General features: G+C 47.8%; 14 protein-coding genes and 1 riboswitch. Of the genes, 6 read left to right on the top strand and 8 right to left on the bottom strand.

The window, feature by feature from the left end:
* Positions 1–170 precede the first annotated feature (170 nt).
* The 5 genes from HP548_RS14120 to speE all read right to left on the bottom strand — a co-directional run bounded on the left by HP548_RS14120 (position 171) and on the right by speE (position 5,903).
* Entirely contained in the window at positions 171–452 is a 282-nt protein-coding gene (locus tag HP548_RS14120; RefSeq protein WP_343054845.1) for a DUF6171 family protein, read from the bottom strand.
* A 16-nt stretch (positions 453–468) separates the two neighbouring features.
* Positions 469–1,950, bottom strand: a complete 1,482-nt coding sequence (locus HP548_RS14115; RefSeq protein ID WP_175382040.1) for an alpha-N-arabinofuranosidase — start codon at positions 1,948–1,950, stop codon at positions 469–471.
* 216 nt (positions 1,951–2,166) lie between these two features.
* Positions 2,167–3,354, bottom strand: a complete 1,188-nt coding sequence (locus HP548_RS14110; RefSeq protein WP_175382039.1) for a WD40/YVTN/BNR-like repeat-containing protein — start codon at positions 3,352–3,354, stop codon at positions 2,167–2,169.
* 837 nt (positions 3,355–4,191) lie between these two features.
* Positions 4,192–5,061 carry an agmatinase gene (speB, locus tag HP548_RS14105; protein ID WP_024628791.1) on the bottom strand — a complete coding sequence of 290 codons (870 nt, stop codon included), beginning with the start codon at positions 5,059–5,061 and terminating at the stop codon, positions 4,192–4,194.
* Between the two features lie 14 nt (positions 5,062–5,075).
* Positions 5,076–5,903, bottom strand: coding sequence for a polyamine aminopropyltransferase (speE, locus tag HP548_RS14100; RefSeq protein ID WP_064641349.1), 828 nt, complete (start codon positions 5,901–5,903; stop codon positions 5,076–5,078).
* Between the two features lie 298 nt (positions 5,904–6,201).
* Here speE and HP548_RS14095 point away from each other — a divergent pair, with 298 nt between their 5' ends.
* A complete protein-coding gene (locus HP548_RS14095; protein ID WP_076292195.1) occupies positions 6,202–8,280 on the top strand; it encodes a transglycosylase domain-containing protein in 2,079 nt (692 codons plus the stop codon).
* A gap of 144 nt (positions 8,281–8,424) precedes the next feature.
* Here HP548_RS14095 and HP548_RS14090 read toward each other — a convergent pair whose 3' ends face one another.
* The gene (locus tag HP548_RS14090; protein WP_175382038.1) at positions 8,425–8,928 is read right to left on the bottom strand and encodes a YwhD family protein; all 504 of its coding nucleotides are present in this window, start codon (positions 8,926–8,928) and stop codon (positions 8,425–8,427) included.
* Positions 8,929–9,029: 101 nt separating this feature from the next.
* On the opposite strand from HP548_RS14090, the gene HP548_RS14085 reads away from it, so the two are divergent.
* From HP548_RS14085 to HP548_RS14065, 5 genes are all read left to right on the top strand, one after another.
* Positions 9,030–11,021: a M1 family metallopeptidase gene (locus HP548_RS14085; RefSeq protein WP_175382037.1), complete on the top strand. Its 1,992-nt coding sequence runs from the start codon at positions 9,030–9,032 to the stop codon at positions 11,019–11,021.
* 10 nt (positions 11,022–11,031) lie between these two features.
* Entirely contained in the window at positions 11,032–11,874 is an 843-nt protein-coding gene (locus tag HP548_RS14080) for a hypothetical protein (RefSeq protein WP_175382036.1), read from the top strand.
* A 253-nt stretch (positions 11,875–12,127) separates the two neighbouring features.
* Positions 12,128–12,265, top strand: a riboswitch (cyclic di-AMP (ydaO/yuaA leader).
* 3 nt (positions 12,266–12,268) lie between these two features.
* Positions 12,269–12,739 (top strand): C40 family peptidase, encoded by a 471-nt coding sequence (locus tag HP548_RS14075; RefSeq protein ID WP_076292199.1) that lies wholly within the window; start codon positions 12,269–12,271, stop codon positions 12,737–12,739.
* Positions 12,740–13,135: 396 nt separating this feature from the next.
* Positions 13,136–13,630, top strand: a complete 495-nt coding sequence (locus HP548_RS14070; RefSeq protein ID WP_175382035.1) for a GNAT family N-acetyltransferase — start codon at positions 13,136–13,138, stop codon at positions 13,628–13,630.
* 150 nt (positions 13,631–13,780) lie between these two features.
* Complete coding sequence (locus HP548_RS14065; protein ID WP_063567633.1) at positions 13,781–14,140, top strand: c-type cytochrome; 360 nt, start codon at positions 13,781–13,783, stop codon at positions 14,138–14,140.
* A 330-nt stretch (positions 14,141–14,470) separates the two neighbouring features.
* On the opposite strand, the gene rbsK is transcribed toward HP548_RS14065, so the two are convergent.
* Together rbsK and HP548_RS14055 are read right to left on the bottom strand one after the other, a co-directional pair.
* Positions 14,471–15,457, bottom strand: a complete 987-nt coding sequence (rbsK, locus tag HP548_RS14060; RefSeq protein WP_099859276.1) for a ribokinase — start codon at positions 15,455–15,457, stop codon at positions 14,471–14,473.
* Between the two features lie 45 nt (positions 15,458–15,502).
* Positions 15,503–15,799 carry a 4a-hydroxytetrahydrobiopterin dehydratase gene (locus HP548_RS14055; RefSeq protein WP_175382034.1) on the bottom strand — a complete coding sequence of 99 codons (297 nt, stop codon included), beginning with the start codon at positions 15,797–15,799 and terminating at the stop codon, positions 15,503–15,505.
* Between the last annotated feature and the right edge of the window lie 215 nt (positions 15,800–16,014).

The raw sequence follows: 16,014 nt of genomic DNA, 5'->3' as shown, positions 1-16,014 counted from the left end.
TATTCCCGGATAGCTCGCTATCCTACACTCTACTGTATAACTATATCCAGTTCACCCGCTCAATTCAAATCCAAATTCAGAGTTTTTGCCCATATGCACCAAAAAAAGCAGAGCTACACCTGTAAAGTGCAGCTCTGCCTTGCTTCATTAATAAAGAAATACATTCTGGATCAGGTCCATCGCGGCTCATATGGAAACGGACAGGTCGACTCTACCAGCTTGGCGCGCACCTGTACGAGACAACCACAATAACGGCAGGTTGTACCGTGTTGTAACCCTGGACAATCTGCGCAGATGGATAAACGCCTCTCATATTCAGCATCCTCGACGGCCGGACGTGAGCGTGAGGCCAGCTCCACGAGCAGGGCTATCTTGGCTTCACTAATCTTCACATCATATTGATCATTACATCCCTTGCATGGTTCCCGTTTCCCAGCACTTCTACTCTGCACAGATGAATCCATCTGATTATCCCTTTATAGCGACCACACCAACCGAGGCCGGAGGCAGTACAAAACGCAGTTTGTTATTTTCGAGTGTAATACCCTTCCATTCCGCAGGTTGAACCTGATCCGGCTGTTCAAATGTGTTGAATGCACTATAATCTGCGTGATGCAGAATTCGTCCCGATACAACAGAAACGTCCGTTGATTCAATCTGACAAACCACTTCAAGCTCATCCGTATGACTAAGGTTACACGCCGTCACATGAATAACGCCTTCATTGTTGCGAGAAGCCGACAAACTCAGTTGAGGAATGGTCTCTTCTCCGAAAGTGTATCCAGGGCTCTCGTAATTCAGTTCCAACCTCTGCGCGTCCATGTGCACCTGATACATATCAAACACATGATATGTAGGCGTAAGCAGCATCTTCTCTCCTTCTGTCAAAACCAACGCCTGGAGAACATTGACGATCTGCGCAAGATTGGCCATATGCACTCTTTTATTATGTTGGTTAAAAATATTCAGATTGATCCCGGCAAGTACAGCATCACGCATCGTATTTTGTTGATACAGGAACCCTGGATTCGTACCTGGCTCAACGTTATACCACGTCCCCCACTCATCCACGATAATACCAACTCTGCCCTCAGGATCATATTTGTCCATAATCTCGGAGTGCTTCACAAGTAACTCTTCCATATATAGCGTCTTTTTCAAGGTGGTGAACCATTCAGCTTCTCCGAAACCTGTAGCCTGGCCTTTATCTGCCCACTCACCTGTTGGAATGGTGTAATAATGCAGGCTGATTCCATCCATAAAACGACCGGCTTCCCGCATTAACACCTCCATCCAATGATAGTTGTTGTCATTGGGCCCGCAGGCGATTTTATAAATTTCATTTCCAGAATAATTGCGTACATATGTAGCATAACGACGATATTCATCTGCGTAGTATTCGGGACGCATATTACCGCCGCAACCCCAGTTCTCGTTCCCCACACCAAAGTATTTCAGCTTCCATGGCTCTTCTCGGCCGTTGCTCTTCCGCCAGTTCGCCATCGGTGATTCCCCATCAAACGTGATGTACTCCACCCATTCCTGCATCTCCTGCACTGTACCGCTCCCCAGATTGCCACTTATATATGGCTGCGTATCAAGTAGCTCACATAGTCTCAAGAATTCATGGGTACCAAAATGATTGTTCTCTTCTACCCCGCCCCAGTGCGTATTGATCATCCGGGCGCGCTCACTTTTTGGACCTACACCATCTTTCCAGTGATATTCGTCGGCAAAACAACCTCCAGGCCAACGAAGTACGGGAATATGGAGTTTTTGCAGTGCAGTAAGCACATCATTTCGGATACCTTCCGTATTGGGGATAGGAGAGTCCTCTCCCACCCAAATGCCTTCATAGATACAGCGTCCCAGATGCTCTGAGAAATGACCGTATATATTGCGATTTATTAATCCTTGTTCTGAATTCGCCTTTAGAATAACATCAACCATTATTTCAACCTCCTCAAAAGTATTGTTACCGCTTACAATAACGTGTTTCCGAACAGGATTCAACCGTTTTTATTTAAACAAAAACAAGCCTATTCCAGCTTCATTTGTCCGGAAAAGGCTTGTTTGTATGCTCTGGCCTCATCAGGCCAAATTAGTTAAGATTTATACTCTTTTAGATTGAAATCGCCTTAAAATTATTCCATGGCATGACGCCATTTACTCGTTTTCAGCGGGCAACAACATTTTTTGCTTCCATGTTGTTCCACCATCTGTCGTCTCATAAATCGCAGGTGAATTGTCGCTTGTTACGACGAGCCAACCTATTTTGGCAGAAGGAAACGAAATGCGAGAGCTATAACCTGGATCTTTCAGGTCAATATTTTTCCACGTGGAACCTGCATCATAAGAACGCCCAATCCCCACTTTGCCTGCTGCAGGTGATCCTGCAGAGAGATAGGCCGTCTGATTACCGATCAACGACATGTTCCCTGGGTGACCCCCTGGGTCTGCGGGGCCTTTTCCATTCCCTGTGCTGCTTGCACCTGGAGCCGGGCCACCACCTGCTGTCGATTGAGCAAAGACCTGTCTCCAATTCTTGCCCTCATTTCCGCTCGCGTAGAGGGAATACGACTGCTGGGACATCCCTGCGTCGCCATACAGAAGAGCCCATACCTGGTTACCACTTGCGTATAAATCTCCACCGCTCCAAGTTGTTGAGGCTACCTTCAGCGATTGCGTCCAGTTCTTACCGCCGTTACTTGTCTGCATGATACGGTAACCCGCACCAGGAGCCACTATAATGGCATAACCTTGCTTCTCTGTCGTGAACACAGCTCCGCGTGTATTGGCTGGTGTGGAGATTCGATTCCATGTTTCACCGCCATCCTTCGTCAAATAAGCTCCGTTATAGGTGTATCCAAAGCCTTCGTTTTTATTGCGAAAATCAATACGATTAAATTGTACCCCTTTAGTATCCATCCGTGTCCAGTGCGCGCCACCATCCGTTGAGCGGATGAGATATGTCGTTGGAGTATCCTTTACCTGTGCCAAAGCAAATCCATTCACATTATTCGGGAAATCAAGTTGTGTGAACTGCCATTGGCCTGTATAGATGGACTGCCAAGTGCAACCTGAATTCGATGTACCAATGAGGAATCCCTCACCAGCAGCCCGTCCGGTTGTACTGTTTAGAAAATCGATATCCGTAAATTGCAGTCGTTGGTCTTCCACACCACTGCCTTTTTTCAACGTAGCTGTTAATCCGTGATCTCCACTTCCACATGTTGGGGAGGATGCAGCGTTAGCGCCGGATAGAGTATGTACCGGTCCCAGTCCCCAAGCCAATGTTACCGATAGTGCGAGTGCGCCAATCCGTTTCCATGTCGTTCTGCTCTTTGTTGTCATTGTGACACCTCCTTCTATGTTTTTACCCCATTTCGCAGGATTTAACGTAACAATTTGTTTATCGCGCATGACATTATTGCAATAAAAAAACCACTCATGCCCACATTTTTTATCTCATGGGCATGAGTGGTTCATCATTAATCTCTGATAAGAGCTGAATTAAATGGGATATGTCTTAAAAGCAATGATCACAAAAGTGATACTTAAAATAAGACACAGGACAAAATGCAGTTTATTGTATTTAAGTGTCTTGATGCTAAAGGCAGCATATAACATGGCGAGATTAGCCAGTATGAACGTTAAATTGATGAACAAAGTCATTGTTATTATAAGATTGATGGTAAATATCATAAGTACCGCTATGAACCATTTGGGATACATGCTCAATTGAGCCCGGATTGCATGCATAACAAAAACCCCTTTCCTCTATTTCCATATTATACATAAATATTAAGATAGAGTCATCCCAAATACGTGTTTTCGCTTAACACCCGGACGGAATCATATAAACACAAATGGTAGAGAGACGGGAACGTACGTGCTATAATTAATATTATGGACTTTGAATTGCAAGCGAAAACCCACCTCATAGGGTCGGAAGCCTGACGTGGGTTTCGCTTGAATATCAATATTTAATTCTTGCACGCCGGGGCAATCCACAGTCTTTCGCGGTCCTAAGAGTCTTTACCGTCGGCGCGGTGAAGGCTCTTTTTTAGTATATGGTCGAACCCAATCACCCTATACTTCACGAATGAGATCAGGAGGCAATCACAAAAAAACGCCCTCTCCTACGCAGGCTTCAACCTGACGCAGACAGAGGACGCTGTTATTTTGCGATTACTTCACGAATCCAAGCAGCATTTCACGGATCATCTTCGCAGCCACAATTTGTGTCTGTTCTGTAGGATCGTAAATCGGCGCTACTTCAACCAGGTCACAACCAACCACATTTACATCTGATCCTGCGATCATGTGAATCGCTTCAAGCAGTTCCTTGGACGTAATACCGCCCGCTTCTGCCGTTCCTGTACCCGGAGCCGCAGATGGATCAAGTACATCGATATCGATTGTAACGTACACCGGACGGTTACCCATTTTCGGAAGAGCTTCCTTCATCGGAGCTGCCACTTCAAACGGATAGAAGTTGATGTTCTCCCGTCCGAATTGGAACTCTTCACGGGAGCCGGAACGAATCCCGAACTGATAAATATTTTTGCCACCCATCAGTTCAGCTGCTTTACGCACTGGCGTTGAGTGAGACAATGGCTCGCCTTCATAGTTTTCACGAAGGTCGGCATGTGCATCAATATGGATCAGGATAAGGTCGGGATATTTTTTGTACATTTGCTGAATGACAGGCCAAGTGACGAGGTGTTCCCCGCCGAGACCAATCGGGAATTTATCGTCAGCCAACAGGCCACCGATGTATTCTCCAATGACTTCGAGACTGCGTCCTGCGTTACCGAAAGGCAAAAGCAGATCCCCAGCGTCAAAGTAAGTCATATCCACAATGCTTTTATCCAGGTAAGGGCTGTACTCTTCAAGTCCAACCGACGCCTGACGGATATGAGAAGGACCAAAACGGGACCCTGGACGGAAGCTGACGGTGTAATCCATCGGCATACCATAAATGACCGCTTTGGAGTTCTCATAATCCTCTGAACTGCAAATAAACACGTTACCTGAATAAGCTTGATCCAATTTCATCTAATTATTCCTCCTTATTTCGTAAGGTCTTCCACGAATTTAGGAAGAACGAACGCCGCTTTGTGCAGACGTGGAGAGTAATATTTCGTATCCATCTCTGGAATCTGCGTCTCGTCCACCTCGAGCGGATTATGTTTTTTGCTACCCATTGTAAAAGTCCACAGACCACTTGGATACGTAGGGATATTACAGCCGTACACATGTACGATCGGGAAGATTTCTTTAACGTCTTTGTTTACCTTTTGGATCAGATCCGCTTTAAACCACGGGTTGTCCGTTTGAGCAACGAAGATCCCGTCTTCTCTCAGCGCTTCATAGATACCTTGGTAGAAACCGCGTTCAAACAGCGGAGCAGCCGGACCTACAGGCTCTGTGGAGTCAACGATGATTACATCGTATTCATTTTTATGCTCTATAATATGCATGTAGCCGTCGTTCACCAGCACTTCAACGTTAGGCTCGTCCAACTTACCGGCGATTTCAGGCAGATACTTTTTGGAATATTCAATCACTTTCCCATCGATTTCGACGAGAACTGCTTTTTCTACAGCAGCATGCTTAATGACTTCACGGATAACTCCGCCGTCACCGCCACCGACAACCAGCACCTTTTTCGGGTTCGGATGTGTATTCAGCGCAGGGTGAGCCGCCATTTCGTGATAAACGAACTCGTCTTTCACCGTCGTCATCACCATGCCGTCAAGCAGCAACATATTGCCGAATTCTTCGGTCTCTACCATAGCCAGATCTTGAAAATCCGTCTTTTCGCTTACATAGGTCTGTTTAATCTTCGCGGTGATTCCGAATGCGGGGGTCTGTTTCTCCGTAAACCACAATTCCATAATCTCTACCTTCTTTCCGTAAAGTTTATATAGATTAAATTGCCCAGAGCGTACATAGCGTCTGACTAATCAAAGAATCCAAGCGCTGACAATGGGTACTGTTCGACCTTCCTTGCCTATTGTATGTTGTGCCGAACTGTTACTTTTCATTACCCTTTTGCATTATACGCGATTGACGTTTATACTGCAAAACGGTTTTTTTCTGCAAAAAAGCTATATTTTAAACCGTTGAACGGGCGAATTGAATATCCGTGTCACTGAATTCCCATACTGGAAAGAAAAGAAAGGAGCCCGTTCCATGACCCAATCAAGCCAAAAGACCCGCAAACGCGGGTTCCGCACATGGAAAGTCATCAAAAGCCTAGCTTTGCTCGCTATTCTCGGCCTAATCGCCACGGCAGCAGCATTGGTCTATTTATACGCCACCAGCCTGCCACTGGCCGACTCCGACCGCAATTCCAGGCTGCTGGACAGCCAGGGGGAAGTCATTGCCACTTTCTCGGCAGGCGGCAAAGACTCGGTACCCGTACAGTTAGGAGATATTTCACCTGATTTGGTTAACGCTACACTTGCTGTAGAGGACCGCAAGTTCTATGATCATATCGGCTTCGACATCCGAGGGATGGGACGGGCTGTACTCGTCAACCTGGAACATATGCAGATGTCCCAAGGAGCAAGCACACTGACCCAACAGCTCGCACGCAACTTGTATTTATCGCATGAAAAGACATGGACCCGCAAAGCCAAGGAAGCCATGTACACGGCACAATTGGAGATGAAATACAGCAAGGATGAAATTCTGCAGATGTACCTGAACGAAATTTATTACGGTCACGGCGCCTACGGGATCGAAGCAGCCTCACGGATGTATTTTGGCAAATCCGCCAAACAGTTGACGCTTGCCGAAAGTGCCATGCTTGCAGGGATTCCAAAGGGGCCGACCTACTATTCTCCATATAATCATATGAAGAACGCCAAGGACCGACAGAAGGTTGTATTGAATGCCATGGCTGACGTCGGCAAAATTACGCAAGCGGAAGCAGACAAGGCTTATGAGGAAATGCTTTCGTTTAAACCGGAAAGTGAACGCAAAACTGTGGAAAGTGCACCTTATTTCCGCGATTATATCCGTAATCTGGCCATCAAGGAGTTGGGAATCAGCGAAGCGATGCTGGACCATGGAGGATTGAATATATACACCACGCTGGATTTGCGTGTGCAAAAAGCGGCGGAAGACGCCGTAGCCAAAGGTATGGACGCCAAAAGCGAGCTCGAAACCGCGCTGGTATCAATCGATCCCCGAACCGGATATATCAAAGCGATGGTGGGCGGCAAAAACTACCGCACCAATCAGATTAACCATGTACTGGCGACTACACGCCAGCCGGGATCTGCTTTTAAACCAATTATGTATCTGGCTGCACTGGAATCGAAACAGCTCACCAGTGCGTCCATGTTTAAAAGCGAGCCGACCCTGTTTCATTATGACAATGATCGCAAGACCTATAAGCCCGGTAACTTCGGAGACAAGTATTTAGGTGAAATTGATCTGAGACAGGCTATCGCCGCTTCGGACAACATCTACGCGGTAAATACGATTATGCAGATCGGACCTGAACAAGTGGTGAAAATGGCCAAAAACCTAGGGATTACGAGCAACATGAGCCCGGTACCTTCCCTTGCACTTGGCACCTCACCCGTTAGTCCACTGGAGATGGCTTCAGCATTCTCCGCTATCGCCGCAGGTGGGCAAAGAACACCTCCTGTAGCCATTCTGCAAGTGACGGATGCCGCAGGACGAGTCATCTATGAAGCACCTCAGACCAAGGCCGAGAGGGTTGTTGAACCGGCTGCCGCTTATGTATTAACACGGTTGATGGAAAGTGTGTTCGAAAATGGTGGAACGGGGAATCGAGTATCAGCAACCATTAAGCGACCTGTCGCCGGCAAAACGGGGACAACCAATACGGATGCTTGGCTAGTCGGTTTTACTCCAGAGCTCTCAACGGCTGTCTGGGTCGGTTACGATCAAGGCAAAGCCATTTCCACATCTGACGGGCGTCGGGCGGCACCCATGTTCGCCCAGTTTACGGAACAGGCCCTCGCCAGTGTTCCACCGAAGATTTTCACCGTACCGGATAATGTCGTCAGTGTATATATCGATCCCGAATCCGGCAAACTGGCTGGCAATGGCTGCGCCGAGAAACGGCTGGAAGTTTTTATTGATGGCACGGAACCGACCGAGGTCTGTCGCAGCGCTTCAGACGACTCGGGTTCAGAGAATGATAAAGATAGTCGCGAAGTGCAAAACCAGCAGGGAATACAGGAAGAGAAACATTCTTGGTGGAAGGATTTCAAACGCTGGTGGGTGGAGTAACCAAAGTGACGTAAATGCGTAATGACGTAATTGCGTCAGCTTCTATAAAATTTAATTTTAGCATAGAAGCAAAAACCCCGAACCGATCATCTCGGTCCCGGGGCTTTTGCTTCTTTTTTTTGAACAACTTTGAACATTCATTAATTAGGCGAGCGCTTTTTTCAATTCATCCGGAGAAGCGTTCCACCATTCTTCGTTATGCGTAGTCAATAACGTCTTGAGTGCCGCGCGATCCTCAGGACCAAGGTCATCCAGCATGAACCGGCGCTTCATGGCATAATCCATGCGGTTCACATGTTCGGCCAGCAGTTTCCATCCACGACGCGCTTCTGTATCAATCCACATCTCACACGCTGTTGCTCCACCATAGAACTGCCCCTGCTCGTTACGGTCCACAGCTACCCATACTAGCCATACCTGGCGTCCATTGGGTACGTCCTCACGGTTGGTTGAGAACTTGATGTTGCGCTCCACTTTGCTCTTTGCATGCATCGCACCAATATCGATCTTGGCTTCTCCGTTATCAATAATAACTGGAGAAAGGTTGTTCAGATCTATGGAACCTGCACCGAAGCCTTTGTGTTTGCTCTTTGCACTAACGATATTCAAGGCAATCTGTTTTTTGCCGTTTTGCTCGTTTTGGTCCATGTTTATAGCCTCCAAGGGTTGATACAAATATTTTAACTAATAATCGCTCCAATGCAAACATATACATGCTGTAGATGCTTGTCAACGGGAGGTATTTAACGATGATTCCACGACGCGCCAAGAGCTGGCTCACCGCAATTATAGCCCTGTGTGTAGTTGCCGGGGGGATATGGCTTGGTCTGGGCTCCACACGTTCCATTCATTCTGACTTGCCTGCGCTCGCCCCGGAATCGGGCAAGCCTACGGCACCCGTCAAAACCCAAACATCTCCGGAAAGTATACAGACACCTACAGCTGAAGTGTTCAGCAACCGCGTAGTGGAATATCACATGGATGTGAAGCTGGTAGACGGGAATGTATTGCAAGGGACTCAGACGATAACCTGGACACATCCAGGTAAGAAAACCGTCAGCGAGCTTTATTTTCACATGTATCCCAATGCCTTCTCTTCTGCTGACACCACTTTTATGAAAGAATCCGGGGGGAAACTTCGCGGTGATGTCATGCCCACGAACGGTTATGGTTCTATGCATATTACAGAAATGAAAACAGAGGACGGGCTTTCTCTCTTGCATCGGATGCAATATGTGCAACCGGATGACGGAAACATGAAAGATACTACCCTCATTAAGGTGCGGCTGCCCAAACCCGTTAAAGGCGGTGAAAGCATAACGCTTCACACCCGATTTGAGGTCAAGCTACCGAAGATTTTTGCCCGCATGGGAACGGCAGATCATTTTGTTATGGCAGGTCAATGGTTCCCTAAACTTAGCGTATATGAGCCAGTAGGCACACGAGGTCGGACGACCGAAGGCTGGAATCTGCATCAGTATCACGGCAATTCAGAGTTTTATGCCGATTTCGGTATCTATAGTGTGCGTATTCGGGTACCGGAAACATACAAAGTAGCTGCTACTGGATTCCCAACCCAACAAGCTGTTGTGAAGAACGGCGAAAAAGTATATCAGTTCTATGCCGATGATGTGCATGATTTTGCCTGGTCAGCCTCTCCTGATTTTGTTTATGCGGAAGAACCCTTCTCTGCTCCCAATGTGCCAGGCGTTCGAATCAAGCTGTATCTCGACCCTGCTCATGAGGACCTGAAGGAACGTTATTTCTACGCCGCCAAAGCAGCGTTATCCAATTATAGCAAGTGGTTTGGCCCTTATCCGTATTCCACACTGTCCATCGTTGTCCCGCCCAAATCGGGGAATGGCGCAGGGGGAATGGAATACCCTACCTTGGTCACCGCTTTCGGTGCGGATGATTCTACACCTGGTTACGATCTGGAACGCACGGTTGTGCACGAGATTGGGCATCAGTATTTTTACGGCATGGTCGCCAGTAATGAATTTGAGGAGGCTTGGCTGGACGAAGGATTCACCTCCTATGCAGAAGACAAAGTGATGGAACAGGAATACGGACTTATCCCGAATCTGCCTGTACAATCAGGTCTCATTACTTCTCCAGCCTCTCTGACACAGGACTCCTGGAAGTTCGATTCCCAGAATCAATATGCCGCCAACGTATACACACGAGGCAAGCTTGTATTACTCGGGATAGAACAACAAGTTGGTGCCAAAACGATGGAGCGTATTCTCTCGACCTATGTAAAGAAATACCGTTTCAAACACCCTACTTCGTCTGATTTTCAAAAGGTCGTGGAGCAAGTAACCCGTACCTCCTGGACCGATTATTTTAATCAATATGTATACGGTGACGGCATGGCTGACTTTGCAGTGGAGAAGATCACAATCAATCCTACCCTGAAAGACGGTCAAACGTTGTACGAGTCATCCATTACAGTCCAGAAAAAAGGCAGTGAATATAAGAAGGTGCCTGTTCGAATTATGTTCGAAGATGGGAAAACCATGACGAAAGAATGGGATGGCAGCGAGGAGCGCATTACCTACAAACTGACCTATACTTCCCCTGTTTCCTGGGCCATGACTGATCCGCTGTACACGATTGTGCTGGAGAACCATCATATGAACAATTTTCTGAAAGCCGGACTGGATGAGCCAACCAAATCCCGCTGGAGCATGAGTGCAACCAAACTTATAGAAGCCATATTCGGAAGTCTGTCATGGTGAGGTGGATACAGTGAAAGCGAAAATACGTGAAGGCTGGTTTCTCGTCCGTCAGCATATGTTCATTGCAGCACTCTTATTTCTCTATCAATTAGTATGGGGATACTTTCTTTATCGAATGGTTCAATCAGCTGTGGTTCCGCTACTCCTGCGTTATCCCGACCCTGATGCAGGGGAACTCAGTACAATTTTATTCAAAATGGAGAGCCAACTCGGCCTGACAATGAATCCAGAGGTCCATCGCTATTTATGGATTTTAGGGGCTATGCTGCTGCTACGGATGCTAATTAGCCCTCTCATTCAGGCAGGGCTGCTCTACTCGCTCCAGCATTATAATCATTCGGAAGAGCGCATTCCATTCATTCGCGGCATCAAAAATTTGTGGAAACCAATGCTTCTGCTCCACACTATTCGCACCCTATTGCTGCTGCTACCGGCTTATTGGATGGCACCAAAACTTTATTCCATCCTTATGGAAGGTTTTCATTCCCTCCATCTGCTCCTGCCTGGTATTCCCTATGTTGCTGGTTGGATTGTATACGGGTGGGTTATCCATCATGTCCTGCTGTACATGCAGTTTGGTATCTCGGCTCCTGATGGGGAAGGCGGAGCACGTGGTACGTTTCAAGCTCTATGGATTGCACTACGCCAGGTCATCACTCTAATTGGCATTGCCGCATTGCTGGGTGGCCTTCATCTCCTGGTCTTTGGCGCCTTCACTTCAGCTTCATGGTTACTAACGGGCTTAACTGGTCTTATACTACAACAGACGTATCCACTTGCCCGGTGCTTGCTGAGCTTATGGAAGATATGCGCCCATTTCCGGTTATGGCAGTCCAACTCGGTCAAGGATTAACGTGCACAGTTAAAAATGGTTACCATCTATATGTAAAGTTGTTTTCATCAAACACCTTTAAACAAAGCAAACCTCGACCTTTCCCCGTCAAAGGTCGAGGTTTTTTTTGCTAATTTTGCTGTTAAACGTTGCCAAAGTGATATACCTCTGTTACAATAATCGCAGTGAGTTTTTAGTAACAACTTTGTAATCTTTACCTTCATATTTGTAACTACTTAAAATTTAATCGTCATTTCTTGATTTCGCAGGTGCATAACTAGCATAGCCAAATTCCTAGCACCTGGGAAGCGGGGGAACCAGTTATGGGTGAATTGATCTTGCAACAGAGGGATCATAGGGGACCTTCAACCGAATCCTTAAGCTAACCTCGCAGGCATTGGAAGGGGTATATCTCTTGTTTAAGAAGAAATTAACCGCAGCTGTACTCAGCATCACATTCGCATTATCGCTTGGAGCAGGCAGCGCATTCGCAGATTCAAAAATGGACCAAGTCATTGATTCAGCAATGGGAACTACATACAAAAGCGGAGGAACAACGCTTAACGGCTTTGACTGCTCTGGGTTCACAAGTTATGTATTCGACAAGCTGGGTATTGATCTGGCTCGCCAATCGAGCTCGCAATTCGACATGGGTGATTCAGTATCCCGTATGGAAATGAGACCAGGTGATCTGGTATTCTTCAATACAACGGGCAAAGGGGTCTCACACGTAGGGATCTTTGTAGGGGATGGAAAGTTTGCACACTCCTCTTCTTCCAAAGGAGTTACAATCAGTGCATTAAGCGAAAGCTACTGGGCTAACCGCTATGTTGGCGCTAAACGCATTATGAGCACGGACGCATATGAGACATTGGCCATCGACTAGGGACAAGCTGAGCAACGTCATGCTGTAACCATAACATTACTGTAACGAAGCATAATAGAACCGTCTGGTACATTCTCCGCAGGAATGTATCCGGCGGTTTTTTTGTGCTTCATTTCCTTTAACGTATTCGGGTCAGCTATCAAACCTAACTTTAACTTTTTTTAAAAAGCTAATTTTCGTTGCTTTGTCCGTGCTCTTATAATGTTTTTACCCATCCCACTATAATATAAACGAAATTACCGGAACTTTTGTTTCACTTTTTTTTCAAAAACGAGGACTTGCCAAATGAACGCCTCTTTTGTAGAGTGGAAACAAGCTTAGATATGGAATGACATATGTATATGGACAAATCAGAATCATTATAGCTTGTTCACAATGAGAGGAGCGTGCAGTTGTATGGATGAAGCCCCTGTGACGTTTCACGTTGTGCCCATGCAAGAAGAACATGCGGAGCTCATCTGCGATTGGCAGTATGACCCGCCTTATAATATTTATAGCTGGCTACCCTGGGAGCAGATGAAAGCACTCGAAGTAGAATTCGGCGATCCCCAGCTGCGGAAGGAACAATATGTGGTGGTGCTGGGAGAGAATCAACAAATTTGCGGCTTCGCTCAATACTTCCCACTTGAAGGTGTCACCCGCATTGGGCTTGGCATGCACCCCGATCTGTGTGGTCATGGTCAAGGAACGGCTTTTGTCTCCGCCATTGTGCAGGAAGCCATTCGCCGGAACCCTGCAAACGAAATCGATCTGGAAGTTCTGACCTGGAATGACCGGGCCATTCGCGTCTATCTCAAAGCCGGATTTGTTACGCAGGATACATACGAACGACAGACACCAAGCGGTTTGAAGCCCTTCTACTGTATGGTCTATGAAGGTCCACGCGGATAAAAAGAGCTTAAAATCACCCTAGAAAGTCCCCGGTTATGTGATTAGTTCAAAAAATTACCACAAAATGCTATGATGTCACTACAGGTTCCGTTATAATGATATGGATAGTTTCAAGTTAGATGATCTTTCATTCTGGAGGGGACATAAGGGATGCACAAATGGATCATGAGCGGGGTATTTTTTGCAGCGTGCGCTTTAGCTATTGTACTAATGTTTACGCTTCCAGGGAAAGAGGAAGTTGCAGAAGAAGCAAAACCGACGATGCCGCAAGTTACAATGGATGCAGGACAGGCTGAGGCACTGGTCAAAGCAAACTGTATTACCTGCCACGGTGATCAGCTTCAAGGGGGTATGGGCCCTAGTCTGCAGAAGATTGGTAGCCAGGACGATGTGGAGAAGATTTATACCACGATTGTCAAAGGTAAAAGTGGCGGTATGCCTTCGTTCAAAGACAAGCTGAAGGATGAAGAAATCGCGAATATTGCAATGTGGCTGGCGGAGAAGAAGTAATCGAAGAAGTCTTTCAAGGCGATTAGTTTGTGGCGGTTCATGTATATTGAGTGTGGGTGGCCTTAGTCACCTCTTGCTCTTTATGCATGCTCTAAACCATGCTGACGCTAGACGCACAACGTAGGCAACCCGTATTCGTATTGCAGGGTTGCTGGATTTATCAATGGTTATACAGAGAAGAGGCTCTTACTCTCCCGTACAGGGAAGTAAGAGCCTCTTGCTCATTTCAGGGATGCTCCGATGAAAATATCCACCATGCTGTGGCTATCTAGATGCATTAGCGTATCCTGCCTGCCCTCCGGCATCTGATTCAGCTAAAGCAAGCATCGATTACTGGCTCTTTGCCTTCTGCTCGGCAAGGAAAGCCTGCACTTCACGTGCGGACGGCATCCCGGACTGGGCGCCGAGCTTCGTCACGGACAACGCGGCTGCGCCCATGGCGAAGCTTACCGCCGCGTCCAGCGTCTCTCCGCGCGCGAGGGCTACTGCCAGCGCGCCGTTGAAGCAATCGCCAGCGCCGGTCGTGTCGACGGCGCTTACGGCGTAGCCGGGCGCACGGCACGCGCCGGCACGCCCTGCCTGTACGCGGCCGCCAGGCGCTGCCGCGTACACAGCCCCCTCGGGGCCGAGCGTCGTGACGACAGCGGCCCCGAGGGATGCGGCGAGCTCCGCGACCGCCGCATCCACGTCTTCCGGCCGGAGATCATCCCGGCCGGTGAGCACGGCGAGCTCGCTGCGGTTCGGCGTGACAACGTCGACGCACCGCAGCAGCTCCTGGGGCAGACCCGGCACCGCAGGCGCCGGGTTGAGCACCACCAATGCGCTGCCTTCAGCCGCCAGTTGGGCGGCGCGGGTGACCGCAGGCAGCGGGATCTCTAGCTGCAGCAGCACCGCTGCGGCTGCAGTCAGGCTTTTTAACGTATCCGCCTCTTCCAGCATCGCAGGCACAACCTGCCCATTTGCTCCAGGAATGACAATAATCCGGTTATCTCCTTTGGAGAGCCAGATGGAGGCCGTACCTGTAACGGTATCATCCAGAATGCGAACTTGCGAGGCATCCGCCCCGCTTTCCATTAGACTGTGCAGCAGGCGTTCACCAAAACCATCCGAACCTACCGCACCAATCATCGTTGTCTGTCCGCCCAGTCGTGCAGCAGCAACCGCCTGATTGGCGCCTTTGCCCCCGGCCAAATAGTGCAGTTCCTCCCCGCTCACCGTCTCGCCTTCCTCAGGAATGATGTCCGTCTTCACCACCAGATCCATATTAAGGCTGCCTACGACAGCAATAAGAGGTTTGTTCTGATTATCGTCTGACATGTATGTTTCACTCATTTCCGGTAGTGCGATAATAACCGATCCAGGTTATTCCGACCTCATTTTCTCAAAAGCCTCATTATATTGTTGCGCTTCTTTAATATCTACAGATGTGATGCCACCTTCATCCCATGACGTGAGACGCAGTGTGACCGTTGTATAGTCAATTGTAATGAAAGGATGATGATTGAATGCTTCCGAAATCGCTGCGACCTCATCCACAAATGCAATCCCTTTCATGTAGTTGGAAAATATGAACTTGCGGACAATCCATCGTCCCTCTTCCAGTTCCCAGCCTTCCAGCCTTCCCAGATGAGCTTCGACTTCCTCTTGCGTAAAAACCATACGTTATCTTCCTCCCCATATGATGGCTCATCATAGACAACTGTCCATACTGCCACCGAAACCTTTGGTGCTACCCATAGCAACCCAAACGCATAGGTCCACCGCCCTGCGGTTCGCCCGTTTCATGACTATCATCTTACCACGGACAAGCCTCAAATTCCAATAGTACAAATGGCGCTAGATCCACTAACCATAAGGCTTTAGGGAGATTCTCC

The sequence above is a fragment of the Paenibacillus taichungensis genome (assembly GCF_013359905.1).
Lineage (GTDB): Bacteria > Bacillota > Bacilli > Paenibacillales > Paenibacillaceae > Paenibacillus > Paenibacillus taichungensis.
The sequence above is the reverse complement of the archived record's forward strand: the minus strand, read 5'-3'. Positions and strand labels throughout refer to the sequence as shown.

Excerpts from the sequence above, each read along its gene's own strand:
- HP548_RS14095 (WP_076292195.1), top strand. The coding sequence starts at position 6,202 with ATGACCCAATCAAGCCAAAAGACCCGCAAACGCGGGTTCCGCACATGG.
- speB (WP_024628791.1), bottom strand. The coding sequence starts at position 5,061 with ATGAAATTGGATCAAGCTTATTCAGGTAACGTGTTTATTTGCAGTTCA.
- speE (WP_064641349.1), bottom strand. The coding sequence starts at position 5,903 with ATGGAATTGTGGTTTACGGAGAAACAGACCCCCGCATTCGGAATCACC.
- HP548_RS14055 (WP_175382034.1), bottom strand. The coding sequence starts at position 15,799 with ATGGTTTTTACGCAAGAGGAAGTCGAAGCTCATCTGGGAAGGCTGGAA.
- HP548_RS14085 (WP_175382037.1), top strand. The coding sequence starts at position 9,030 with ATGATTCCACGACGCGCCAAGAGCTGGCTCACCGCAATTATAGCCCTG.
- HP548_RS14115 (WP_175382040.1), bottom strand. The coding sequence starts at position 1,950 with ATGGTTGATGTTATTCTAAAGGCGAATTCAGAACAAGGATTAATAAAT.
- HP548_RS14090 (WP_175382038.1), bottom strand. The coding sequence starts at position 8,928 with ATGGACCAAAACGAGCAAAACGGCAAAAAACAGATTGCCTTGAATATC.
- HP548_RS14110 (WP_175382039.1), bottom strand. The coding sequence starts at position 3,354 with ATGACAACAAAGAGCAGAACGACATGGAAACGGATTGGCGCACTCGCA.
- HP548_RS14065 (WP_063567633.1), top strand. The coding sequence starts at position 13,781 with ATGCACAAATGGATCATGAGCGGGGTATTTTTTGCAGCGTGCGCTTTA.
- HP548_RS14070 (WP_175382035.1), top strand. The coding sequence starts at position 13,136 with ATGGATGAAGCCCCTGTGACGTTTCACGTTGTGCCCATGCAAGAAGAA.
- rbsK (WP_099859276.1), bottom strand. The coding sequence starts at position 15,457 with ATGTCAGACGATAATCAGAACAAACCTCTTATTGCTGTCGTAGGCAGC.